Annotated in this window: 20 protein-coding genes and 2 pseudogenes; 12 read left to right on the top strand and 10 right to left on the bottom strand. The window is 60.4% G+C overall.

The features are described from left to right. Positions 1–298: 298 nt before the first annotated feature. Entirely contained in the window at positions 299–691 is a 393-nt protein-coding gene (locus H8B20_RS26390) for a GFA family protein (RefSeq protein ID WP_115146849.1), read from the bottom strand. Between the two features lie 117 nt (positions 692–808). Between H8B20_RS26390 and H8B20_RS28425 the strand changes: the two are divergent. Further along, positions 809–946 (top strand): annotated as a pseudogene (locus H8B20_RS28425) (VOC family protein); the annotation flags it as partial. Between the two features lie 70 nt (positions 947–1,016). Continuing rightward, complete coding sequence (locus H8B20_RS26380; RefSeq protein ID WP_210625051.1) at positions 1,017–1,850, top strand: helix-turn-helix transcriptional regulator; 834 nt, start codon at positions 1,017–1,019, stop codon at positions 1,848–1,850. Positions 1,851–1,948: 98 nt separating this feature from the next. Here the strand turns inward: H8B20_RS26380 and H8B20_RS26375 are convergent, their stop codons facing one another. The 4 genes from H8B20_RS26375 to H8B20_RS26360 all read right to left on the bottom strand — a co-directional run bounded on the left by H8B20_RS26375 (position 1,949) and on the right by H8B20_RS26360 (position 6,239). Next, on the bottom strand, positions 1,949–2,536 hold the full coding sequence (locus H8B20_RS26375) for a LysE family translocator (protein WP_210625050.1): 588 nt from the start codon (positions 2,534–2,536) through the stop codon (positions 1,949–1,951). Between the two features lie 208 nt (positions 2,537–2,744). Then, complete coding sequence (locus H8B20_RS26370; RefSeq protein WP_210625049.1) at positions 2,745–4,982, bottom strand: ATP-binding protein; 2,238 nt, start codon at positions 4,980–4,982, stop codon at positions 2,745–2,747. Beyond that, positions 4,979–5,593: a biliverdin-producing heme oxygenase gene (locus tag H8B20_RS26365; protein ID WP_210625048.1), complete on the bottom strand. Its 615-nt coding sequence runs from the start codon at positions 5,591–5,593 to the stop codon at positions 4,979–4,981. Before H8B20_RS26365 ends, H8B20_RS26370 begins: the two co-directional genes overlap by 4 nt. Positions 5,594–5,825: 232 nt before the next feature. Then, positions 5,826–6,239: a VOC family protein gene (locus H8B20_RS26360; RefSeq protein ID WP_210625047.1), complete on the bottom strand. Its 414-nt coding sequence runs from the start codon at positions 6,237–6,239 to the stop codon at positions 5,826–5,828. Positions 6,240–6,367: 128 nt separating this feature from the next. On the opposite strand from H8B20_RS26360, the gene H8B20_RS26355 reads away from it, so the two are divergent. The 3 genes from H8B20_RS26355 (at position 6,368) to H8B20_RS26345 (ending at position 9,009) form a co-directional block, all read left to right on the top strand. Then, complete coding sequence (locus H8B20_RS26355; protein WP_210625046.1) at positions 6,368–7,450, top strand: bifunctional transcriptional activator/DNA repair enzyme AdaA; 1,083 nt, start codon at positions 6,368–6,370, stop codon at positions 7,448–7,450. A 31-nt stretch (positions 7,451–7,481) separates the two neighbouring features. Then, a complete protein-coding gene (locus H8B20_RS26350; RefSeq protein WP_210625045.1) occupies positions 7,482–8,105 on the top strand; it encodes a DNA-3-methyladenine glycosylase family protein in 624 nt (207 codons plus the stop codon). 388 nt (positions 8,106–8,493) lie between these two features. Beyond that, positions 8,494–9,009, top strand: coding sequence for an HvfX family Cu-binding RiPP maturation protein (locus H8B20_RS26345; protein ID WP_210625044.1), 516 nt, complete (start codon positions 8,494–8,496; stop codon positions 9,007–9,009). 3 nt (positions 9,010–9,012) lie between these two features. Here the strand turns inward: H8B20_RS26345 and H8B20_RS26340 are convergent, their stop codons facing one another. After that, a complete protein-coding gene (locus H8B20_RS26340; RefSeq protein WP_210625043.1) occupies positions 9,013–10,629 on the bottom strand; it encodes a L,D-transpeptidase family protein in 1,617 nt (538 codons plus the stop codon). A gap of 150 nt (positions 10,630–10,779) precedes the next feature. Here H8B20_RS26340 and H8B20_RS26335 point away from each other — a divergent pair, with 150 nt between their 5' ends. Then, positions 10,780–11,493: a murein L,D-transpeptidase catalytic domain family protein gene (locus tag H8B20_RS26335; protein ID WP_200615848.1), complete on the top strand. Its 714-nt coding sequence runs from the start codon at positions 10,780–10,782 to the stop codon at positions 11,491–11,493. A 90-nt stretch (positions 11,494–11,583) separates the two neighbouring features. On the opposite strand, the gene H8B20_RS26330 is transcribed toward H8B20_RS26335, so the two are convergent. Then, positions 11,584–12,996, bottom strand: a complete 1,413-nt coding sequence (locus H8B20_RS26330) for an MFS transporter (RefSeq protein WP_210625042.1) — start codon at positions 12,994–12,996, stop codon at positions 11,584–11,586. A gap of 103 nt (positions 12,997–13,099) precedes the next feature. Here H8B20_RS26330 and H8B20_RS26325 point away from each other — a divergent pair, with 103 nt between their 5' ends. Further along, entirely contained in the window at positions 13,100–13,987 is an 888-nt protein-coding gene (locus tag H8B20_RS26325; RefSeq protein WP_210625041.1) for a LysR family transcriptional regulator, read from the top strand. Here H8B20_RS26325 and H8B20_RS26320 read toward each other — a convergent pair. After that, the gene (locus tag H8B20_RS26320; protein ID WP_210625040.1) at positions 13,984–14,604 is read right to left on the bottom strand and encodes a cell wall hydrolase; all 621 of its coding nucleotides are present in this window, start codon (positions 14,602–14,604) and stop codon (positions 13,984–13,986) included. The two genes, H8B20_RS26325 and H8B20_RS26320, sit on opposite strands and share 4 nt — an antisense overlap. Before the next feature lie 199 nt (positions 14,605–14,803). Here H8B20_RS26320 and H8B20_RS26315 point away from each other — a divergent pair, with 199 nt between their 5' ends. The 5 genes and pseudogenes from H8B20_RS26315 (at position 14,804) to H8B20_RS26295 (ending at position 20,957) form a co-directional block, all read left to right on the top strand. After that, complete coding sequence (locus H8B20_RS26315; protein ID WP_210555155.1) at positions 14,804–15,655, top strand: CAP domain-containing protein; 852 nt, start codon at positions 14,804–14,806, stop codon at positions 15,653–15,655. A gap of 133 nt (positions 15,656–15,788) precedes the next feature. Further along, complete coding sequence (moaA, locus tag H8B20_RS26310; RefSeq protein WP_047300730.1) at positions 15,789–16,787, top strand: GTP 3',8-cyclase MoaA; 999 nt, start codon at positions 15,789–15,791, stop codon at positions 16,785–16,787. Positions 16,788–16,822: 35 nt separating this feature from the next. Next, positions 16,823–17,721, top strand: a pseudogene (locus tag H8B20_RS26305) (bestrophin family protein). Between the two features lie 502 nt (positions 17,722–18,223). Beyond that, positions 18,224–19,588: a glutamine synthetase family protein gene (locus H8B20_RS26300; RefSeq protein ID WP_047300728.1), complete on the top strand. Its 1,365-nt coding sequence runs from the start codon at positions 18,224–18,226 to the stop codon at positions 19,586–19,588. An 85-nt stretch (positions 19,589–19,673) separates the two neighbouring features. Continuing rightward, the gene (locus tag H8B20_RS26295) at positions 19,674–20,957 is read left to right on the top strand and encodes an NAD(P)/FAD-dependent oxidoreductase (protein ID WP_210625039.1); all 1,284 of its coding nucleotides are present in this window, start codon (positions 19,674–19,676) and stop codon (positions 20,955–20,957) included. Between the two features lie 130 nt (positions 20,958–21,087). Here the strand turns inward: H8B20_RS26295 and H8B20_RS26290 are convergent, their stop codons facing one another. Beyond that, positions 21,088–21,873: a DeoR/GlpR family DNA-binding transcription regulator gene (locus H8B20_RS26290; RefSeq protein WP_042558769.1), complete on the bottom strand. Its 786-nt coding sequence runs from the start codon at positions 21,871–21,873 to the stop codon at positions 21,088–21,090. A 327-nt stretch (positions 21,874–22,200) separates the two neighbouring features. Next, positions 22,201–22,719, bottom strand: a complete 519-nt coding sequence (locus H8B20_RS26285; RefSeq protein ID WP_042558768.1) for a transporter suffix domain-containing protein — start codon at positions 22,717–22,719, stop codon at positions 22,201–22,203. Positions 22,720–22,796 lie beyond the last annotated feature (77 nt).

Genomic DNA, 22,796 nt, shown 5'->3' with positions numbered 1-22,796 from the left:
CCACGGGTTCTGAGTGCATACAGTGAAATATGGCAACTTGAGTGGTGAGAAGCGCAGGCGGTCGGCTTTGGGTCTCGTGGTGTGCTCGCCCCTCACCTCAGCCCTCTCCCGAGGGAGAGGGAGCCGATATCTGGGCTTTTCAACACTTGAGTTCGACTCGATATCCCACGTCGGTGTACTTCTCGCCAGCGCCTCGGTCAGTCCCCTTTCCCTTTGGGAGAGGGTCTGCTTTTGGCTGTTTAAAAACGTGCAGACGGTGCACACCGCTCTTGATCTTGTCCTGCGGCCCCGTCACGCACTAGTCCTCGGAACGCCCACGACGCTCGCGATCCCGTTCGTAATGGTGAGCCACAGGAAGCGCCGGCAGCCAGGACTCACGCCGAATCGTCCAGAGCTCATAAGTGGGTTTGAATTGATCAGGCTGATCGAGCGACCCCACGTTCACCTCAACTTCATCAGCCGAACGCGTAAACACGGGAGAACCACAGCGTGGGCAAAAAAACCGCCCATTGTAGTCACGCGTTTCGCCAGTAACCGTCACTGCGCTAGCAGGAAAAATCGCCGAGGCGTGAAACAACGCGCCATGGCGTTTGCGGCAGTCGAGACAATGGCAAAGTCCCACGCGGTAGGGTTGCCCTGAGGCTTCGAAGCGAATGTCGCCGCACAGGCAGCCACCCGTGAATCGGTCCATGGTGGATCTCCTCTGTTCACCTATGTGTACCGTGCGTAAACACATTCCCGCACGCCAGTTTTAAGCGATCTACGGCACCACTAATCGACGAAGGACTGACTACGCTGTTAATCCAGCATGTCTTACCTGCCGAGGACGACTGCCAGGCAACGCTTTCAAAAACTCACCCTGTGCCTGTGGTTCGACAATCAGGCTGAAGCCGCCGCGAGGTTCTACTGCTCGATCTTCGATGACGCGAAAATTACCGGTCTGACTACAGACTGCAACGAGCCTTTGCCGGCCAGAGCTAATACACTCGGGCGCTGGCCTGCCGGGAAGGACGATGATGAAACACGCTGCCGCCAAAAACCCTGAAAAAGCCCCGCGCTTCTGGCGTGATGAGGCCCTGCCATTCATTGAGGCGCGGGCCATCGCCGATGGTCGCGAGGTGTGCTACGCGCGGCATTCCCACGCGCATTTTTCCATTGGTGCGATCACTGCCGGGCGCAGCACGTATGTGCATGAGCAAGCACATTTCGAGGTCGCCGCCGGCACTGTGGTGTTGATGAATCCTGGCGATGTGCACGCGTGTAATCCGATTGATGATCAGCCGTGGTCGTACCTGATGCTGTATGTCGAGACACCTTGGCTGACCGATCTGCAACACCAACTGGGTTTCGGTGTGGAGCTTGAGTTTCGCCGGTTTGCGACCACCCATGTCAACGATGCCAGCCTGTTCGAAGACCTCAACGATTTGTATGAAATCCTCGTCGACCCCCAGCAGGATGCCCTGCGTAAACAGAGCGCAGCGGTGGAGTTTTTCACCGATCTGCAATTGCGCCTGAACCCCTCGCAACTGCCGGTGCGCGAGCCGAATTTCAAGCTCGAACGTGCCGCCGACTACATCCGTGAACACTGCACCGACCTTCTGAGCCTGGATGACATTTGCCGCGCGGCGCAGCTGTCACCGTCCTACCTGATCCGCGCCTTCAAGCAACATTTCGGCATGACGCCGCATGCTTTTCTGGTCAACCAACGCATCCAGTTCGCTCGCGAGCGATTACGCAACGGACAGTTGATTGCCGATGTGGCGCTGGAGGCGGGGTTTGCCGATCAGGCGCATTTCCAACGGGCGTTCAAACAGCATCTGGCAGCGACGCCCGGCCAGTATCGCGGCTGACCGGGTCGTTCAGAATCAAAAGATCGCAGCCTCCGGCAGCTCCTACAAGGATCGGTGCAGGAGCTGTCGAAGGCTGCGATCTTTTGATCTTCAAGCAACTACGGTAGCAACAGATAAACCGCGCTCACGACCAACAACCCCGCCATCAGCCGATTGAACAGGCGCATCCCCGCCGGATTAGCCAGATACCCACGCAAAAACGTCCCGGCATAGACCCAGCAGCCCACCGACACATAGCAGATCACCAGATACACCGCCGCAAACTGCCAAACCAACCGTGCCTCGCCATCAGCAACAAACGCGCCCATGCCGGCGACGCAGGCCAGCCAGGCCTTCGGATTGAGCCATTGCATGACGGCGCCATAGAGCATGGATGGAGCACGCCCCGAGTCACCGGTATTCAGTCGCCCGTCATCGCTCGCGAGCTTCCAGGCCATGAACAGCAGAAACGCCACCCCGGCCAGCTGCACCACGCGGGTCATGAATGGCCAGAGCTTGAGGATTTCGTGCAGGCCCAATCCCATCAGCACCAGCAACAGCACAAACCCCAACGTCGCCCCGGCGACATGTCGCTGGCTGGCGCGAAAGCCGAACTGCGCTCCGGAGCTCAGCGCCACGATGTTGACCGGGCCGGGTGTAATGGACGCTGCCAGAGCAAACGCCGCCATCGAAAGAACAAGACTCATCGCACACCTGCTTCAAAACGAGGAACAAGGTGCTCACGGTAACCAGCGACTGGTCACCGGTATTGAAGAAAATCACCCTGAACCTGAAACGACTAACCCCTGTAGGAGCTGACGCAGGCTGCGATCTTTTGACTTTGTTTTTTAAAATCAAGATCAAAAGATCGCAGCCTTCGGCAGCTCCTACAGGGGCGAAGTGCAGGCAATTGGATCAGTCCAGCCGCGGCACGGTGAAACGGAACTCGCTGCCCTGCCCCGGCTCACTGTCGGCGAAGATCTGGCCGCCATGCGCTTCGACGATGCCTTGGCTGATGTACAAACCCAGGCCGGTGCCAGTCGGATTACCTTCTTTCACCGTCCAGTAACGGTCGAACACGTGAGGCAGATGTTCCTTGGGAATGCCTTCGCCGCTGTCGCGCACGATGAAGACGATTTCATTGCCGACTGATTTCGCGTGCACGCCAACCGAACCCAGGCGCGGGGTGAATTTGATGGCGTTGCCCACCAGATTCGACAACACCTGAAACAGCCGCTCCGGGTCGGCATGGATGCGCAGATCCGGATCAGCCGCGAAAGAAATGCTGATGTCCTTGTCCAGTGCCAGCGGCGCGAGCAAGGCTTGCGCCTCTTCGAACATCTGGCTGACGTCGAGTTTCTGCGGCGTGATGCTGTATCGCCCGGCGTCGATCTTGGAGGTATCGAGCAAGTCTTCGAGCAGCGTATTCATACGCCCGGCCGCCTGTTGCATGGTGTCGATGGCCGTCGAGATTCGCCGCGAGGTGTGCGGGCCGTCGGAGCTGAACGCTTTCTGCATCATGCCGCAGAGCATCGAAATGACGGTCATTGGATTGCGCAGGTCGTGGGAGACCACCGCCACCAGTTCATCGCGGGCACGCACGGCTTCCTGCTCGCGTCGTACCTGACGGGCCAGATCGTTTTCCAGCGCCGACCGGCGCAAATCGTTGGCCGCAAACAGGTCGCCATGGCTCCACTTGGCGGAAATACCGGCCATCTCGACCTTCCAGATTTCAAACGAGGTGCGCGGACGCAGGCGCATGCCCGAATCAGAATTTTCCAGATCCAGCGGCTTGCGCGGATCGCCACTCCAGTTGATGTTTTCTTTCACTTCCGCCCGGAACCACAGCACGCCGTTGTCCACCGGTTTTGGCAGGCTCATGGCAAGTACGCCGCTGGCCACGTGGGGATACTGCGCGGCGGGTGGATAAACGCTGGCCAGATGGTGACTGGCGAACACCGGCTCGGCGCTTTCCTGCAACCATTTGTGCAGGGCGCGGATGTCTTCCGGTTCAGGGCAGTTGCCGTAACGATGCAATTGCTTGTCTTCAATGATTGCGACACCGCCTGCATCGGCCAGCGCCATCAGAACCTGTGGCTGATTGGCCAAGCCGTCGAAGACATTTTGCGGCGAATCGATCATGGCCTGATTGAGCAGCGCCAGCGCTTCGACCTTCTCTTCACGCTGGCGACTGACCTCCAGCGCCTCCATCGCGCTGATCTGCAGCGAAAGCACCTGGCCGATGGTCTGGCAAGCGGTGCGCAATTCATGCGGTACATGCAGTGGCTGACGGTTGCCGCAACTGATCAGCCCCCAGAGCTTGTCACCCTTGAGCAGGGAAATGCTCATCGACGACAGCACGCCCATGTTCTTCATGTATTGGCAGTGAATCGGTGACACGCTGCGCAGCGTCGCAAAACTCAAATCCAGCGGCGTCTGCGTATCCGGACGCAACTTCGGTACAAGTGGCACCGGTTGATAGTCGGCGTTGGGAATGATCCGCAGCCAATTTGTCCGGTACAGCTCTCGCGCCTGTTCGGGAATATCCGAGGCCGGGAAGAACAGTCCGTTGAAGACTTCCATCGACGGATCGGACGCTTCGGCGATGACCTGGCCGTGTCCCTCTTCTTCGAAACGATAGATCAGCACCCGGTCATACCCGGTGATCGCCTGGATTTCCTTGACGCTGATGTCGTACAGCGCCTGCAGCGTCGTGGCCGCTTGCAGACGCTGGAGCATGCGCCCCAGATTTGTCTGGCTGCCGGCAACATTGCGCGGCTGGAAGTTTTCGACGTGAATCTCAAGCTCAAGAATCAGCACGCCTTGATGCCGATGCAGCAAGCCTTCGAACGCGGTGCCATTGAGCTGAAAGTGCAGCGGCGGCGCGTCGAAAAACGCCGCTTGTTGCAAGACCTCACGCACCTGTTTGGTGTGCGCGTCACCCAGCAGATCCGGCAATGGTCGGCCAATCAATGCCTCTGGCGCACGGCCCAGCAGGGTTTCGACGTTGGCGCTGACCTGAATGATTTCGAGCGCAGGTTCGCTCAGCGTCAGCAGTAAACCGTGAGGCTGGATTGCGCCGGGGAAGCGGATCGGCTCGTCAGCACAGTTGGCCAGCAGCTCTTCAAAATCTTTCTTGTCTTGCGGGTTCATGCCAATACCTCCTGGCATTCGAGCCAGCGCTCGAAGCAACTGAATGTGGTTTGCGCGGCCAGCACGACCGCATTGCGCTCATCAGCGTCCATCGGGCGATTGCCCAGGTATTCGATGAAATCGCGCCAGCGACGGCCGGTGGCAGCGCCGTAGACATCGAGGAAGGCAGCGCCGTTGTCTGCTTCAAGGCCCAACCGTGCGGAGATTTCTCGACGCAGGATCTGTCCGCCGAGGGTTGCGCCTTCGAGCACGTACAGCACACCCAGGCACGCAGCGCTCGAATCAATCACGGGCAACTGATCGCAGATCGGCAGGTTTTCCAGCGAAGCGGGCGCTAACCCCAACGCTTGCAGATCGCCGCGCAATGTATGGGTTTTGAGGCGTGGCGTCAGGTCGAAATCGTCGGGGACTGAACCACTGCGCTGCAATGCGTTTTCCAGCGGGAAATAGAAGCCGTAATAGGCCGCTATCAAGCGCTTGAAAGCAGGTAAATCGAGCGTATCGGAGAAAAAAGGAAGGCGTTTTTCCAGTGCGATGTGCAGTTCGGAAGTGCCGGCCCGCAAATCTTGCAGCACCGGTGGCACATAAACCTCACGGGCCTTTGCTTGCATGTATGTCGCTCTTGGTGAGGCCACCTGGGGCCATTCGGGGTGTAAAAACGTCACGTGAAATTTTACACGTCAAACGACATTTCTGACCGCGCAGATCGTTTTTTCAGACGAAACCACGGCCCTCGGACATTTCAGAGTTCCCTCTGACGCGAAAAGTTCGACCCGATTTGATGCGCCTGCGGTTGCTGTACCGCGACGGCACCGCCTGACTGTATGGGCCTGCGAAGCGGGCTTAAGTCTGCGACGGACCTTTGAGTTCGACCTGATTGCCATCCGGGTCGAAACAGTACAGCGACAAGCCGTTGCCCTCGGCACCGAAGCGGGTGGCGGCTTTTTCCACGCTGAGGCCGTGTGCCCGCAAGTGCTCGATCAGCGCCGCTTCATCGAATGGCTCGACGCGCAGGCAGAAGTGATCGACGTTGCGCCCCTCGGCACCCGCCGCTGCGCCGCCCTGGCGGCCGATGTCGCCCGCAAGGTCAACGAGATCGATCATCGAAGTACCAGCGCGCAAATGCACCAGGCCCAGAGGTTCATTGCGCTTGACCACGTCGGCACCGAACACCTGGCCGTAGAAATCGATGCTGCGTTGCAGATCCGCGACGCGCAGCACAATGTGATCGATGTGTTGAATGGAGAACGGTTGCATGGGCAGACCTCAACAAACTGTAGGAGCTGCCGCAGCCTGCGGCAGCCCCTACAATAGTTCAGCGTTAGCCGGAATTCATTGTCGATTTTTCGGTGGAGCCATCGAGAATCTGGTTTTACTCTCACCCCATGAACATACAAACCGCTGCCCTGCCGCCCCACACCGAGATGGTTCGCGCCATGCTCGAACGCGACACTGCCTATGAAGGCGTGTTCTTCACGGCCGTGAAAACCACCGGGATCTTCTGCCGTCCCAGTTGCACCGCACGCAAACCGAAACCGGAAAACGTCGAGTTCTTCGCCCATGCCGATGAATGCATGAGCGCCGGTTACCGCGCCTGCCTGCGCTGCAAACCGCTGGACGCGGCGGCCATTGCGCCGGACTGGGTACAGCGTTTGCTCGCGGCCGTCGACGCTGACCCCGAGCTGCGCTGGAGCGATGCGCAATTGCTCGCCGAAGGCATTGAGCCGCTGAAGCTGCGGCGCTGGTTCAAGCAGCATTTCGGCATGACGTTCCATGCCTGGCTGCGTACCCGGCGCCTGGGCATGGCACTGGGCGGGATCAAGCAAGGCACCTCGATCGACCACGCAGCGTTCGATTCAGGGTATGAATCGCTCAGCGGATTTCGCGACGCCTTCCAGAAATCATTCCACATCACCCCGGGCCGCACCGCCCACAGTGAACCGCTGTTGTTTACCCGACTGACCACGCCGCTGGGGCCGATGATCGCCATGGCTGAACAACGCGGTCTGGTGTTGCTGGAGTTCCTCGACCGGCCGGCACTGACCCGGGAAGTCGAGGAATTGCAAAACCGCTATGGCTACGTGGTCGCGCCGGGGCACAACGCGCATTTGCAGCAGATCGAGCATGAGCTGGCGCAGTATTTCGCCGGCCGCTTGACCGCGTTTACCGTCGCCTTGCACCTGCCCGGCAGCGAGTTCGCCCGGCAAGTCTGGTCGGCCCTGCAGCAAATCCCCTACGGCCAAACCAGCACCTACGGCGCCGTTGCCGCCAGCCTGGGCAAACCCGGCGCCAGTCGCGCGGTGGGCCTGGCCAACGGTCAAAATCGTCTATCGATTGTGGTGCCTTGTCATCGGGTGATCGGCGCAGACGGCTCGCTCACCGGCTATGGTGGAGGTCAGCCGCGCAAGGCGTTCCTGTTGAGGCTGGAAAACGCCGCCGTTCAGCTCACGCAACAACTGGCTTTCTGATTGCCCGGATCAACCGACAAGAAGGATTTCGATGGCCCCGCACGACACTTATCGAGCGCAAAGCTCATTCCTCGCCACGCTCGATGCCGACTGGCAACGACACATCGCCGCTGTCGGCCCTTGCCTGCATCAACCGCATCCGGCGCGCGATCCATACGAATCGCTGGTGCGGGCGATTGCCTATCAGCAACTGCATGCCAAGGCTGGAGATGCGATTGTCGGTCGGTTGGTCGGGTTGTTTCCCGGGCAATCGTTTCCGCGACCGGAGCAAATCCTCGCCACCGGGTTTGATCAACTGCGCAGCTGTGGGTTTTCGGCGGGCAAGATTGCGACGATTCAAGGAATCGCCCAGGCGACGCTGGATGGCGTGGTGCCGGATTACGCCACGGCGTTGGCGATGGATGATGAAGCGCTGATCGAGCGACTGGTCAGCCTGCGCGGGGTCGGGCGCTGGACGGTGGAGATGCTGTTGATTTACAGCCTTGAGCGGATGGACATCTTGCCGGCGGATGATTTTGGCGTGCGCGAGGGGTATCGGCGGTTGAAGGGGTTGCAGGTGCAGCCGACGCGAAAGCAGATGGTTGAGATTGGTTTGGGCTGGAGTCCGTATCGGACGGTGGCGGCTTGGTATTTGTGGCGGGTTGCCAAGCCGTAGACCGCATCATCGTTCATCGCTGGCAAGCCAGCTCCCACGGGTTTTGTGTCGGATGGAAAACTTGTGTTCGCCGCTAGACTCTGTGGGAGCTGGCTTGCCAGCGATGGCGTCTACACGTTCCGCACATGCTCCAAGTCCAGACACTATCCCAACGTAGGAACTGCCGAAGGCTGCGATCTTTTGATTTGGTTTTTTAAAGACAAAATCAAAAGATCGCAGCCTTCGGCAGCTCCTACAGGGGAATGCAGTGGACTGTATCGCACTGTGTACCGCCAGGCGGCAGACACATCCAATGCACAAATTCGCACAGTGGCGACACACCAACGATACACCCCAACGCTCAAATCACCCGGTCGATCCCACTCACCCGATCCACCGGAGATTCCCCATGACCACCACCCTTTCGAGCGCCGTCAAAGGCTTGCACCTGAACCTGGACCGCGCCGGTGCCTGGCTGGCGCCGCTGACCCTGCGCGTGTTTATCGCCTGGGAATTTTTCGAGTCGGGGCTCGAGAAGTTCCACGGGCAGAACTGGTTTGAAGACATTCAGGACAAATTCCCGTTTCCCTTCGATCACCTGCCGGCGACACTGAACTGGGAACTGTCGATGTGGGCCGAGCTGATCTGCGCCTTGGCGATCCTTATCGGTTTCGGCACGCGAATCTCGGCCATTTCGCTGATCGTGGTGACCGTCGTCGCCACCGCCGCCGTGCACTGGCCTGCCGACTGGTCGTCATTGAGCGAACTGGCCCAAGGTTACGCGATCACCAACAAGGGCTTCGGCAACTTCAAGCTGCCGGTGATTTACCTGGCAGCTTTGGTGCCGCTGGTGTTCGCCGGCGCCGGCAAGTTGAGCATCGATGCGTGGCTGGCGCGGGTGTTGTGGAATCGCCGCGACCGCTGAAGCTCAATGCGCGCGATCCAGGGCCACCAACAAGGCACTGTCACGGCTGTAGATGTCTGGCGAATAACGCACGTGACCGGCGCTGTCGACCTGCGCCGTCCAGTAGGTCATCAGGATCGGCACCGGCGCCGACAAGCGAAACTCATGGGTGGCGCCGGTGGCGAGCAAGGTGTCGGTGCGTGCCCTTTCCGCAGGGCTGAGCAGCAGATCGCGCAGTTGCATCGGGTGCTCGACCCTGACGCAGCCTGAGCTGAACGCCCGCGGCCCTTTGTCGAACAGTGCCTTGCTCGGCGTGTCATGCAAGTACACCGAAAACGGATTGGGGAAGCGAATGACCATCTGTCCCAACGGATTGCGTGGCCCCGCGTCCTGGCGCAAAAGGATGTTGCCGGGGTGGTCCCAGTCGATGTCTGCGGCCGCCAACGGCTGACCGTTGGCATCCAGCACTTGCAGATTATGCCGACTGAGGAAGGTCTGGTCCTTGCGGATCTCCGGCAGTTTGTCTTCCTTCCAGATGGTTGGCGGCACGGTCCAGGTCGGGTTCAGCGTCAGGCGCGTGACACGGGATTTGAGCAGCGGCGTCTGGCGCTCGGCACGGCCGACCTGGGTGCGCGTCTGCCACACCGGTTCGCCGCCCTTATACAAGGTCAGTTCCGCCGCTGCGACGTTGACCAGCAAACCATCGGGCTCCATGTCCTGGGCCAGCCAACGGAAACGTTCAAGGTTGACCCGCAGTTGTTCACGGCGGGTCAGCGGGCTGATGTTGAGTTCGGCAATCGTCCCCGGCCCGACCACACCGTCAGCCTGCAACGAATGATTGGCCTGGAAGCTTTTCACCGCGTCCACCAACGCGCCTTCGTAAACAGTGTCGGTAGTGCCGACCGCGTGGCTCAGATAGCCTTCGCTGTACAAGCGCTGGGCCAGTTCCGGCACGCGTTTGTCTTCCATGGAGGGGCGCAACAGCGGCCCGCTGCCCACCGACTGCCATTTCGGCAAGGCTGTGAGCCGTTGCGCGGCGTAGAGCTGGCGCAGTTTCTGATATTGCGCCAAGTGCGGACGGGCCAGGTCGAACGCCGCCGGAATGTCATGCATACCCGGCACGGCAATCGCCAGCAGTTCGGCCTGACGGTCACGCTGTGTGTCATCGGCATGCCACAACGGCTCGAAGTGTGATTGCAGCAGACGGCCGTAATGCAGATCCTGCAGGGCTTGCAGGTAATAGCGGCTGATATCGATATCGGCGCACAACTCGCCATCCTGCGGCGCGGCTAACGCGACCGGATAGCGTTGCGGGCTGAGGCCATCGTCGGCCAACAGCGGCAATTGCGACTGCAAAGCCTGCAATCGTGAAGATTCACTGGTCCATACCGGCATCCAGTCCTGCTGTTGATAGAAGGCTTGCAACTGTTGCAACGACGGGCCGCTGAGCTGCTTTGCGAGCGCCGGGCAGGTCTGTGGCAGACCGATCAATACGGCATGCAATGGACTTTGCAGCTCGACCGGCATTTCGGCAGGAGGTGTCGGCAGCGTCTGCAATGGCGGCAGTGATTCATCGGCACAAGCGACAAACGGCGCTGCGAGCAAACAAATGCTCAAGTAGGATGCGTACTTTTTGAACAACTGCTTTACTCCAATCCATGGCCACCTTGATGATGGCCACCTTACATCAGGTGCGCTGAACAGTCAGGCTCGAACTTCGGGCTTGCAGGTTACGACTGGACGTCAGGAGCCAAAGTGCCAAATAAGTAGCAAGTTGAGGACACTTTATAAATGTTGACGTATTTGCGCCGACTTCTGCTGACCACCGCGACCCTTGTCGCCGTGAGCAGCCCAGCTTTCGCCGCCGGCAAACCATCGCCGGTTCTCTTCACCAGCCTCGCGCACGCCGCGCCAGAACTCAATCCCCAGGCGCTGAAAGGTGCCTTGAGCGCCATGCAATGTGCGGTCAACAGCGGAGCCAAGCCGTCCCGTCACCTGGCGATCATCGACTATTCGCAACCGTCCACCGAACGCCGACTGTGGATCTTTGACCTCAACCGGAAAAAACTGGTGCTGCGCGATCTGGTCGCCCACGGTTCCAACTCCGGGGAAAATTTCGCCACCCAGTTTTCCAATGTCGAAGGCAGCTATCAATCCAGCCTCGGCTTGTTCCGCACCCAGGAAAGCTACAGCGGCACTCATGGTTACTCGCTGCGCATGGATGGTCTGGAACCCGGCTTCAATGATCTGGCACGTGATCGCGCTATCGTCATTCACGCCGCCGATTACGTGAATCCGTTGTGGAGCAAGCGTCAGGGCCGCATCGGTCGCAGCCAGGGTTGCCCGGCCGTCCGCCCACAGATTGCGAAACAGGTGATCGACAAACTGAAGAACGGTCAGTTCATGTTCTCGTGGTACCCGGATCAGCGCTGGTTGAGGAAGTCGCCGTATCTCAACTGCCAGCCGCAGCAGGTGGCGAGCATCATCAGTACCCACGCCAGCTAAGAGAAACACCACAAAACCCTTTAGGGGTAGTGTGCCCCCCGCACTGCGAAAACCACCTGTGGGAGCCAGGTTGCTGGCGATAGCGGCGTCTCAGTCACCGGTTGTTTTGGCTGAGCCGACGCCATCGCGAGCAGGCTCGCCCCTGTCGTTGATCTGCATTCGGCTGATGATCAGGGCCATGACCATCAATGCCGTGCCCACACCGAAAGTGATGTGCATGCCACTGCCGATGACGGCGGCGGGCGCTTGCGTCGGGTTACCGGTGGCCACGGCAAACACCGCGCCCATCGCCGCCGCGCCTGTGATCAACCCCAGATTGCGGGCCAGCCCGAGCAGCGCCGACACCACGCCGCGCTGGTCCTGACTCACCGCCGCCATCAGCCCGGTATTGTTGGCCGCCTGGAACAGCGCGTAACTGCCGGCGATCACCGTCATCGGCAACACGTAAGCAGGCAATCCGAAACTCATCGGCAGCAGCGCCAATGACCCGCAACCGCAAACCATCCCGAGCAAGGCGCCCGGCACCACCCGCTGTGCGCCGAAACGATCGACCAGCCGTCCGGCCGGCACGCCACCGAGCGCAGCCAGCAACGGCCCGACCGACAACACCAGCCCGACCACGGTGGGGCTCAGACTCAAACCGCGACTCAGGTAAAACGGCCCGACCACCAGCGTGGTCATCATCACGGTCGTCACCAGCAACGTCAGCGCCAGACTGCCGCTCAGGCGTAGATCGGCGAACAGTGACAGGCGAATCAGCGGTGCCCTGGCTTTCATCTCGACCACGATGAACAATCCCGCGCCGCACAGGCTGATCAACAGCAACCTCAGCGTGAACCCCTCAATCGTCATCGCCAGCGCATAGGTCGCCAGCGTCAACACGAGCACCCCGCTGCCAAGGTAATCAAACGCAACTCGCGGCCCTGCGGCCCGATCTGCAGGCAGATAGCGGTACACCAGCCATGCGTTGAGCAGTCCCAATGGCACGTTGAGTAAAAATATCGATTGCCAGCCAACATGCGCCATCAACAACCCACCCAGCGACGGGCCGAGGGTGGTGCCGGTGGCCGACATCGTCGCCAGCAACCCCATCGCACTGCCCGCCCGCGTTGTGGGCACCGCATCGGCCACCAGCGCGACCGTCAATGCAAACATGATCGCTGCGCCAATGCCTTGCACCGCCCTTGCGCCGATCAGCCAGCCAAGCCCCGGGGACAGCGCGCAAAACAATGAGGCACTGGTGAAAATGCCTATCCCGATCAACAGCAATCGCCGCCGACCAAAGCCATCGCCCAAACGTCCGACGCTGACAATCAACGTGGTGATTGCCAGCAGGTACGCCAGAACAATCCACTGCACCTGTTGGAACGTCGCATCAAACGCCGTCGCCAGCGTCGGCAACCCGGCGTTGGCGATGCTGGTGTCCAGCGACGGCATCAACATCGACAGCGCCAGACTGGTCAGCGCCCAGCGGGCTTGGGTATCGAGGGGTTGTCTGGGCATGGTGTGCTCACTGAACAAAGGACATGCGCCATAGCCTGAGCCTCGACAATACAAGGCGCAAGACGCATGCTTTGCACTCAACACCTGCATGGAACGCCATGTCATGACAACGCCGGATCTGAACCTGCTGATCACCCTCGACGTGCTGCTGCGCGAAGGCAGCGTCGCTCGCGCCGCCAAATGCCTGCGGTTGAGCCCTTCTGCCATGAGTCGCGCCTTGGCCCGTCTGCGCGAAACCACCGCAGATCCGTTGCTGGTGCGCGCCGGTCGAGGCCTGGTGCCAACGCCGCGCGCGCTGGAATTGCGCGAACGGGTCAGTCACCTGGTGCAGGAAGCCGAGGCGGTTTTGCGCCCTGCGCAAGTGCTTGATCCCGCGCAGCTACAACGCACCTTCACCTTGCGCAATACCGACGGGTTTGTTGAAACCTTCGCCGCCGCCCTGCTCGCCCGCATTGCCGCCGAGGCGCCCAACGTGCGCCTTCGTTTTGTGCAGAAAGCCGACAAGGACAGCACGCTGCTGCGCGAAGGCCGGGTGGATCTGGAGACCGGTGTAGTCGACGACAGCACCGACCCGACGCTGCACAGCCGCATCCTGTTTCACGATCACTGGATCGGTGTAGTACGTGAGGGCCATCCCTTGAGCGCAGGCAAGGTCAGCGCCAAACGCTTCGCCTCAGGCCAGCATATTCTGGTGTCACGGCGCGGGCGCAGCAGCGGCCCGGTAGATCAAGCGCTACTCGAGTCCGGACTGACGCGGGACATTGTCACGTCGTTCGGCGGGTTTTCGGCGGCACTGACGCTGGTTCGTGAATCCGACCTGATTGCCACCGTCCCGGAACGTCACACCAGCAAACTGCGCACAGGCCTGCACAGTTTCGAGCTGCCATTGAAGATGCCGCAGATCAGCGTGTCGATGCTCTGGCATCCGCGCATGGATGCCGATCCGGCGCATCGCTGGTTGCGCGATTGTGTGCGGGAAGTCTGCGCCTAGCGCGCATCGCCGCCAGCGGGTTTATAAAAGAGGAATTTTTTCGTCTCGGCGGTTTTCCGGTATTCCCTGGCCCAACTCGGGCGGACATTGCGGTCATGGAAATACAACGCGCCATTGGTGCGATCCTTGAGCTGACGGTTCAGCGCCTTGCCGGCAACTTCCTTGGCGAGCGCGTATTCGGCGTCTTCCTTGACCTGATCCGGACGCCCGTCACACCACCAGGAAAACTGGCAGCTCCTGGTTTCGGAACCTTGCTTGACCACCGCACACACCGTGTCTGGAAAACCTTCGTGGCCGAGGCGATTCATCACCACACTGGCCACGGCTTCCATTTCCGGCGTGTCCTTGCCTTTGGCTTCCCAGTAGATGCTGCGCGCCAGACAAGTGATCGGATCATCCAGCGGCGCGGCACCGGCAGGGTCGACCGCCTGCACTTCCTTCGGGGTGATCGCCTCGGATTTCGGCGCTGGTGCCGCGCTGACTTTATCGGCGGCTTTTTCTTCCAGCACCTGGGCTTTCTCTTCAGCCTTGGCTTTGATCGGCGCTTGATCGGTGGCCCAGGCAGCGCTGGCCAACAGGGTTATTGCGAAACAGCCAGCCAACCATTTCAATCCCATGTGAACTCTTCCGGCAGGGCCCGGTTCGGGCAAGGTGTTACGTCGGGGAGACACCCGGATCCCGGGGTCTTGGCTGAGTGTAGACGGCTAAATCAACCGCAGCGTTCCGTAGAAAAAACTGTCGACGGAAGAAAAAGACATTGCACCCACCGGGGGCGTTTCGCGCATCATGGGCGCATTCAGCTCAAGGGAGAATTCCATGCGCTTCATGCCGTCCGTTTTGCGATTTGCCGCGCTGTCCGCAGGCCTGATGTTTGCCGCCTCGGCCTTGGCCACCGACGAGTTGCAACTGATCGAGTCGATCAACAGCTATCGCAGCCAGCCGCAACGTTGTGGCACGCAGGCGTCCAGTGAGTTGCCGCCCCTGTCGGCTGATCCACGCCTGAGGTTGCCGGCCAGCGGCGCCGTCAATCTGCAGCAAGCCATGGCCAGCGCCAGTTACCCGATGGTCAACGTACAGGCGATTACCCTCAACGGCCCACGCGATGCGGCGTCGGCGATGAAGGCGATTCAGGAGAGCTTCTGTCAGGTCGTGCTGGATCCGCAGTTTGTCGATGTCGGCGTCAGCCGCGCCGATCGCGACTGGCGCATTGTGCTGGCGCGGCCGCTGCTGTCAGCCAAACTTGGCGACGCGCAGAGTGAAGGGCAAAAATTGCTCGAACAACTCAACACCGCACGCAGCCAGCCACGCCAGTGTGGCGGCCAGGCCTTCGCCGCCGCCGCACCGCTGGCGTGGAATGCGACCTTGGGCACTGTCGCTCAGGATCACAGCCGCGACATGGCCAACAAAAACTACCTCGACCACAAAGACCGCGACGGCCGCACCCCCGGCGATCGCGCTGAGCTGTCGGGCTACAGCGGGCAACTGGTTGGCGAAAACATCGCCGCCGGCCAAGACACCGTGGGCAAAGTCGTCGACGGCTGGCTCGCCAGCCCCGGCCACTGCGCCAACCTGATGAACCCGCAATACAAGGAACTGGGGGCCGCTTATGCGACCGATCCGAAAAGCGATGCGGGGATTTACTGGACCGCGATGTTTGGTGCGCAATAACCCTCAGGCTCACACTTGATCATCGACGCGATCAATCAGCCGTTAACTTTCACTGATTGGACGCCCATGGCAGTTACGCCTACCCTGCCCGTCCAAACCCGTTCATCAGCGGTTTCAATACTGCGAGGCTGTCATGACAGAGCGCGTCCTGATCGATGCTCACAACCGCCGCGTCGACTATCTGCGCATGTCGGTGACCGACCGTTGCGACTTCCGCTGTGTCTATTGCATGGCTGAAGACATGCAGTTTCTGCCGCGCCAGCAAGTGCTGACGCTCGAAGAAATCTTCCAACTGGCGCAGAGCTTTGTCGCGCTCGGTACCCGCAAGATTCGCCTCACCGGCGGCGAGCCGCTGATCCGCCGCGGCGTGGTGCAGTTGTGCGAACAGATCGCCGCGCTGCCCGGCCTGCGTGAACTGTGCCTGACCACCAACGGCTCGCAACTGGGCAAACTCGCCGCGCCGCTGTTCGACGCTGGGGTCAAGCGCCTGAACATCAGCCTCGACAGCCTCGATCCCGAGCGCTTCAAGCAGATGACCCGCACCGGCGATCTGGCGCAAGTGATCGACGGCATCGATGCCGCGCGCCAGGCCGGTTTCACCCGCACCAAGCTCAACTGCGTGGTGATGCAGGGCCGCAACGATCACGAGATCAATGATCTGGTGAGTTTTGCCATCGACCGTCAGCTCGATATTTCTTTCATCGAGGAAATGCCACTGGGGATCATCAGCGACCACAGCCGTGCGGAGTCGTTTTTTTCCAGCGTGCAGGTCCGCGAGAAAATCGCCGAGCGCTACACGCTGATCGACTCTACGGAATCGACTCAAGGCCCGTCGCGCTATTGGCGTCTGGCCGAGGCCCCGCAGATTCGCCTGGGGTTTATCTCGCCGCACAGCCACAACTTCTGCGGCACCTGCAATCGGGTGCGGCTCACCGTCGAAGGTCGTCTGCTACTGTGTCTGGGTAACGAACATTCGGTGGATTTGAAAGCAGTACTGCGCGCTCATCCGGGGCATCCGCAACGTCTGGAGAACGCCATCATCGAGGCGATGAAAATCAAACCGTATCGGCATAATTTCGAAATCAACGACGACGTCCAGGTCGTACGCTTCATGAACATGACCGGCGGCTGATCCGCCGCTTTCCTGCGTTATCGGGACCGCTCTGCATGATCATCAGACCCAAGGTCAGCCAGTTCGCCATTCTCTTCACCCTCAAGGGCTCGATTGCCAAGCGCATCGCGTTGCGCACCTTGATGGTCACACTGCTGGCCTCGGCCATCGTGCTGGTCGAAATCCTTCATCCGAGCAGTTTCACCAAGGTCAACGCCACGCCGTTCACTTTGCTCGGCTTGTCGCTGTCGATCTTCATGAGCTTTCGCAACAACGCCTGTTACGACCGCTGGTACGAGGCACGCAAGGCCTGGGGTGAGGTGATCGTGCACATTCGGTCGGTCATCCGCGAAACCCATGTCATCCGCGAATCCGCAGAACGCAAACCGCTACTGCTCAACCTGTGCGGGTTTGCCCATGCGCTCAATGCGCGGTTGCGCAAGGAGAGTGAAGCCGACGCCAGCCGTCAGTGGATCACCCCAAAACACGATGCGGGGGTGCCGGATTACAGCGCGCGGATCCTGCAACAGATCGGCCAGCAGTGTTCCGATCTGCATCAAAACGGTGAGCTGAGCGAGTGGCGCTACATGCTGCTGGCCAATCACCTGACCAGCCTGACGCAAGCGCAAGCCGTGTGCGAGCGGATCAAAACCACGCCACTGCCGTTTCCCTACACGTTGCTGTTGCACCGCACGATCTACCTGTTCTGCATCCTGCTGCCGTTCGCCATGGCCGAGCCGCTGGGCTGGCTGACGCCCTTGTTTACTGCGATTGTCAGCTACACTTTTTTGGTCTGGACGCGATTGCCGATGAACTGGAAGACCCGTTTGGCCGCGATGAGAATGATCTGCCGACCGACGCGCTGGTGCGCACGATCGAGCGCGACATTCTCGCCGAACTCGGCGTGGCGGATCTTCCGCCGCCGCTGAAGCCGGTCGAGTATGTCCTCAGCTAATCACCCCGTTTCCAAGCGCGGGAGCCATGTCAGGTTGATCGTTTGCGTCTCCGTGAGACCGGGCGTTCGTCTGCTGCGCTGAGTAACCGGTCACAGCGCATCCCGGAAACAGTCGTTTACACGCCCGCAGATTCCCCCTTACTATCCGGGCACACCGGTCGACGGGTCAGTCCCGCCGCCGACGTTTTCCGCCAACGGAAACATGCGTTATGAGCACGTCACTACAACAACCAGAATCGTTGACCGTCTCTACTCAGCGCGCCCTCTCTCACAGGGGCGGCGTATGAATCGTATCGTCAATCTCCCCATGGCCCTGCGCCGTTCCAAGCTGCGTCACTCCGCACGCCCGCCGGATATCGCCCGGACGCTCTGATCGCGCCCGTTTAAAACCGGCGACAGCCCCCTGCTCCCTGATATCCCCTGCCAGGACGCCCGCGCCTATTCTCGCGCCGCGTCCGGCCTGAACCTGCGCGCCTGTGCGGCGCCAACGTGAGTGTTTGCCATGAAATTCGCAGCCATTGAAGACGCACGCCTGTTCCTTGAACAAAACCCCGACATCGACATGATCGAGCTGTTCATCCTCGACGCCAACGGCGTGCCGCGCGGCAAGCTGTTGCACCGCGAAGAATTGCTCGCCGTGTATGAAAGCGGTCGCCCGCTGCCCAGCACTATCCTCGGTCTGACCGTGCAGGGTGAGGACGTCGAGAACTCCGGCCTGGTCTGGGATGTCGGCGATATCGACTGCCGCGCCTATCCGCTGGAAGGCAGTCTGGTGCGCTTGCCGTGGCGCAAGATTCCGACCGCTGCAGTGCAGGTCAGCATGCACCCGACCGAGGGCATGCCCGCCAGCATTGCCGACCCGCGACACCTGCTGATCAAGGTCATCGACGGCCTCAAGGCGGAGGGTTACAACCCGGTGATGGCCTGCGAGCTGGAGTTTTATCTGCTCGATGCCAAACGCGATCACAACGGTCGTCCGCAACCGGCACTCGATGCTGATGGTGGTCGACCGCGACATACCCAAGTCTACGGTTTGCGCGAGCTGGAACAGATCGAACCGTTCCTCGCCGACCTTTACAGCGCCTGCAAACTGCATGGCATTCCGGCGCGTACGGCAATCTCGGAATACGCACCGGGTCAGGTGGAAATCACCCTCGAACACGGTGATGCGCTGGAGGCAATGGACCAGGCGGTGCGCTACAAGCGACTGGTCAAAGCCGTGGCGCACAAGCACGGCATGCAGGCGACATTCATGGCCAAGCCGTTCGATGATCTGGCCGGCACCGGCATGCATATGCATGTCAGCCTCGCCGATGGCGAGGGGCGCAACCTGTTCGCCTCCGAAGACCCGGCCGGCACACCGCTGCTGCGCACGGCGATTGGCGGCATGCTCGCCTCGTTGCTCGATTCGCTGCTGCTGTTCTGCCCGAACGCCAACTCCTACCGACGCTTTCAGGCCAACAGCTACGCGCCACTGGCGCCGACCTGGGGCGTCGACAACCGCACCGTCAGCCTGCGCGTACCGGGCGGCCCGGCCAACACCCGGCACATCGAGCACCGCATCTGCGGCGCCGACGCCAACCCGTATCTGGCGGCGGCGGCGATTCTTGCCGGCATCCATCGGGGCATTCGGGAGAACCTTGATCCGGGCGCGCCGGTTGAGGGCAACGGCTATGCGCAAGCCAAGGAATTGCTGCCAACCGATTGGCTGACGTCGTTGCAGGCACTGGAAAATTCGGTGTGGGCACGCGATGCGCTGGGGCAGGAATTTCTCGGGGTGTATCTGGCGGTGAAGCGTGCCGAATATCGGCAGTTCATGGCTGAAGTGGGTGAGCAGGATTGGCGCTGGTATCTGACCGAGGCCTGATTACACCCCGCTAACCTGTGGGAGCTGGCAAACCAGCTCCCACAGGGATCCCGATTAGCTTCCCGAATTTTGTGTGGACACTGACATGACTGAACGTTGCAATTCCTACTACACCGCCACCCTCAACCAAGAGACCGATTACCCGACCCTGCAGGGCCGGCACAAGGTTGATGTGGTGATCATCGGCGGCGGCTTCACCGGCGTCGCCACCGCTGTCGAACTCGCCGAAAAAGGCTTGAAGGTCGCCATCGTCGAAAGCAACAAGATCGGCTGGGGCGCCACCGGGCGCAATGGCGGGCAGGTCACCGGCAGCCTCTCCGGCGACGGCGCCATGCGCAAACAGATGCGCCCGACACTCGGTGACGAGGTCGACGATTTCATCTGGCACCTGCGCTGGCGCGGCCACGAAATCATCAAACAGCGCGTGGAAAAATACGCCATTGAGTGCGACCTCAAGCACGGCCACCTGCACGCCGCGTACAAGCCGAGCCACATGAGCGATCTGCGCAAGGATTACGAAGAAGCGGTGCGTCGCGGTCTGGGTGACGAGGTCAGCCTCCTCGACCGCAGTCAGCTGCGCGATCTGCTGCAAAGCGACCTTTACCACGGCGCGATCAAGAATACCCGCAACATGCACCTGCACCCGCTCAACCTGTGCATCGGTGAAGCGCGGGCGGCGGAAAGTCTCGGTGCGCTGATCTTCGAAAACAGCGAAGTGCTGGAGATCATTCACGGTGACGCCCCAGGCGTGAGAACTGCCCACGGCCAGATCGACGCCAACCAGGTGATGCTGGCCGGCGACGTTTATCACAAGCTCGAACCTGGCCAGCTAAAGGGCAAGATTTTCCCGGCCATGGGCGGCATCGTCACCACCGCGCCGCTGGGCGATCTGGCCAGGCAGATCAACCCCGAAGACCTCGCGGTGTACGACTGCCGTTTCGTCCTCGACTACTACCGCCTCACTGCCGACGGCCGTCTGCTGTTTGGCGGCGGCGCCAACTACAGCGGCAAGGACTCGCGCGACATCGCCGCCGAACTGCGCCCGTGCATCGAGCAGACTTTCCCGGCGCTCAAAGGCGTGCAGATCGACTATCAGTGGAGTTGCGCGATGGGCATCGTCATCAACCGCATCCCGCAACTGGGCAAACTCTCGGACAACGTCTGGTACTGCCAGGGTTACTCGGGGCACGGCATCGCCACGACGCACATCATGGGCGAAATCATGAGTCGGGCGATTACCGGGCAGATGGAGCAGTACGATACGTTCGCGGCGTGTCAGCACATTCGCGTGCCGATGGGGGATTTGCTCGGCAATCCCTTGCTGGCGGCGGGGATGTGGTATTACCAGATGCTTGAAAAATTGCGTTGACGGCCCTGGCCCCATCGCCGGCAAGCCAGCTCCCACAGGTTTTTATTGGTGTACATGGACGCTGTGTACAACGCGGACACTGTGGGAGCTGGCTTGCCAGCGATGGGGGCATTAGCCCCAACACAAAATCTCAATCCGGCAACTGCTCCACCTCAATCCCCAACCGCCGATAATCCTCGACACTGCCCGATGCCAGATGCTGCTCGGTAATCAGCGTATGCACGCGATTGCACGGCGTCACCACAAACGGCTCGACCGCCCCCAGCTTGTCCGCCGTGGTGACTGCAATCACTTGGGCGGCGCTCTCGAACAATGCCTGCTTCACCGGCACCTCATCGAAATACAGCGAGCTCAGCCCAACCTCCGGGTGAATCGCGCAGACCCCGGTAAACAGCACGTCAGCCTTGATACTTTGCAGCAGCCGCACGGTTTCGTGGCCGCTGACTGACATCGTCGCCAGATTGAGTTGCCCGCCAGCAAGAATCACCTTGATGCCTTGGTATTCGGCGAGTGTGATCGCGGTCATTGGCGAGGTGGTAACGGCGGTAATCCGGATGTCCGCAGGCAATGAGCGCGCGATCTGCAACGTGGTGGTGCCAGAATCGAACAGCACGATCTGGCCGTCCTTGACCCTTCCGGCAGCGAGCTGCGCCAGGCGGGTCTTCACTTCATCGGTTTCGCTGATACGGGTGAAGTAATCCTTGCCGGTGTCTTTGGGCCGCGGCAACGCCCCGCCGTGTACTCGCTGCACCAGCCCGGCGTTGTCGAGTTCGGCGAGGTCGCGGCGGATCGTATCTTCAGACACCGCAAAATGCTGGCTCAGCTCGGAGGCCATGACCTTGCCGTCGCGTTCCAGGATCAAAAGGATTTTCTGTCGGCGCAGGGACGGCAGTTCGGTGACGGAATGATCGTGCATGGTTCTGCCTGTTTATGCTTGTAGTTGCAGGTTTTCGCGGAGTTTAGCGAAAGCCTCGGGCAAACACAAACAGACAGGTATCGATTACTTTGATCATTGGAATCGACAAGGCGAATTTTTCCTTTGCATTCAACCTGTTCAGAATGACGCCACTCTCAAAAGTCTCAGGATGGACACCGCATGAATCTCAATTTCGCCTTCGCTTGCATGATCGTTGTGTCTTTCGCGGTTGCCCTCGGGCACGCGTGATGCGGTCACATTCTCCACGCGCATATCAGGATCGTGGCGAGGGGATTTATCCCCTCACCGACATGATTTCACGCTCTCTCAAACGCTGACCACACGCGCCTTGCGCACGAACAGCGCTTGAGCCTTGTCCCAGAAATTCCCCCCCAGCACAAAAAAACTGCCAACAAACATCAAATCCCCAAGCAATTGCATTTGCCACAGGTTGGGCCGCAACCCTGGCCAGAAGTTATCGAAATACGGTTCCAGAAAAGACGACAGCAACGGCAGGCAAAACATCACCACGCCGATGCGATGGCGCGTCGGGCCAACCTCGTCCACCGGGGCTGGAATGATCCCCGAGACATAACGCCCGATCGTGTGCTTGAGCTCGGCAAATCCGGCCTTGCCCATCACCGCGATCACCACCAGCAACAACACCTTGTTGCTGATAAACAACACGCCAGTGAGTGCCGCGACTTTCGAGCCAGGCACATCAAGCGCGGCCGCCAGCGGCACCATCAACCACGAACCGAGCATCAGGCAAATAATCCCCACACCGACCTTGAAGCGCCAGGTTGCGGGTGCCGCCGGGGTCTGCGGATCTTGGGCAGTGTCCATGGTTTCTTACCTGTCTGGGTGGAGTTGCGATGCCTCAAAAGCGTAGCAGCAGATTCGCCCGAACAACTTGCAATTGG

This window comes from Pseudomonas sp. P42 (genome assembly GCF_017973755.1).
GTDB classification, from domain to species: domain Bacteria; phylum Pseudomonadota; class Gammaproteobacteria; order Pseudomonadales; family Pseudomonadaceae; genus Aquipseudomonas; species Aquipseudomonas iridis.
Note: the sequence above shows the minus strand (reverse complement) of the source record. Positions and strands in the feature narration are given on the sequence as shown.

Excerpts from the sequence above, each read along its gene's own strand:
- moaA (WP_047300730.1), top strand. The coding sequence starts at position 15,789 with ATGACAGAGCGCGTCCTGATCGATGCTCACAACCGCCGCGTCGACTAT.
- H8B20_RS26370 (WP_210625049.1), bottom strand. The coding sequence starts at position 4,982 with ATGAACCCGCAAGACAAGAAAGATTTTGAAGAGCTGCTGGCCAACTGT.
- H8B20_RS26355 (WP_210625046.1), top strand. The coding sequence starts at position 6,368 with ATGAACATACAAACCGCTGCCCTGCCGCCCCACACCGAGATGGTTCGC.
- H8B20_RS26390 (WP_115146849.1), bottom strand. The coding sequence starts at position 691 with ATGGACCGATTCACGGGTGGCTGCCTGTGCGGCGACATTCGCTTCGAA.
- H8B20_RS26360 (WP_210625047.1), bottom strand. The coding sequence starts at position 6,239 with ATGCAACCGTTCTCCATTCAACACATCGATCACATTGTGCTGCGCGTC.
- H8B20_RS26295 (WP_210625039.1), top strand. The coding sequence starts at position 19,674 with ATGACTGAACGTTGCAATTCCTACTACACCGCCACCCTCAACCAAGAG.
- H8B20_RS26285 (WP_042558768.1), bottom strand. The coding sequence starts at position 22,719 with ATGGACACTGCCCAAGATCCGCAGACCCCGGCGGCACCCGCAACCTGG.
- H8B20_RS26345 (WP_210625044.1), top strand. The coding sequence starts at position 8,494 with ATGACCACCACCCTTTCGAGCGCCGTCAAAGGCTTGCACCTGAACCTG.
- H8B20_RS26365 (WP_210625048.1), bottom strand. The coding sequence starts at position 5,593 with ATGCAAGCAAAGGCCCGTGAGGTTTATGTGCCACCGGTGCTGCAAGAT.
- H8B20_RS26290 (WP_042558769.1), bottom strand. The coding sequence starts at position 21,873 with ATGCACGATCATTCCGTCACCGAACTGCCGTCCCTGCGCCGACAGAAA.
- H8B20_RS26375 (WP_210625050.1), bottom strand. The coding sequence starts at position 2,536 with ATGAGTCTTGTTCTTTCGATGGCGGCGTTTGCTCTGGCAGCGTCCATT.
- H8B20_RS26315 (WP_210555155.1), top strand. The coding sequence starts at position 14,804 with ATGCGCTTCATGCCGTCCGTTTTGCGATTTGCCGCGCTGTCCGCAGGC.
- H8B20_RS26380 (WP_210625051.1), top strand. The coding sequence starts at position 1,017 with ATGAAACACGCTGCCGCCAAAAACCCTGAAAAAGCCCCGCGCTTCTGG.
- H8B20_RS26325 (WP_210625041.1), top strand. The coding sequence starts at position 13,100 with ATGACAACGCCGGATCTGAACCTGCTGATCACCCTCGACGTGCTGCTG.
- H8B20_RS26320 (WP_210625040.1), bottom strand. The coding sequence starts at position 14,604 with ATGGGATTGAAATGGTTGGCTGGCTGTTTCGCAATAACCCTGTTGGCC.
- H8B20_RS26300 (WP_047300728.1), top strand. The coding sequence starts at position 18,224 with ATGAAATTCGCAGCCATTGAAGACGCACGCCTGTTCCTTGAACAAAAC.
- H8B20_RS26335 (WP_200615848.1), top strand. The coding sequence starts at position 10,780 with ATGTTGACGTATTTGCGCCGACTTCTGCTGACCACCGCGACCCTTGTC.
- H8B20_RS26330 (WP_210625042.1), bottom strand. The coding sequence starts at position 12,996 with ATGCCCAGACAACCCCTCGATACCCAAGCCCGCTGGGCGCTGACCAGT.
- H8B20_RS26350 (WP_210625045.1), top strand. The coding sequence starts at position 7,482 with ATGGCCCCGCACGACACTTATCGAGCGCAAAGCTCATTCCTCGCCACG.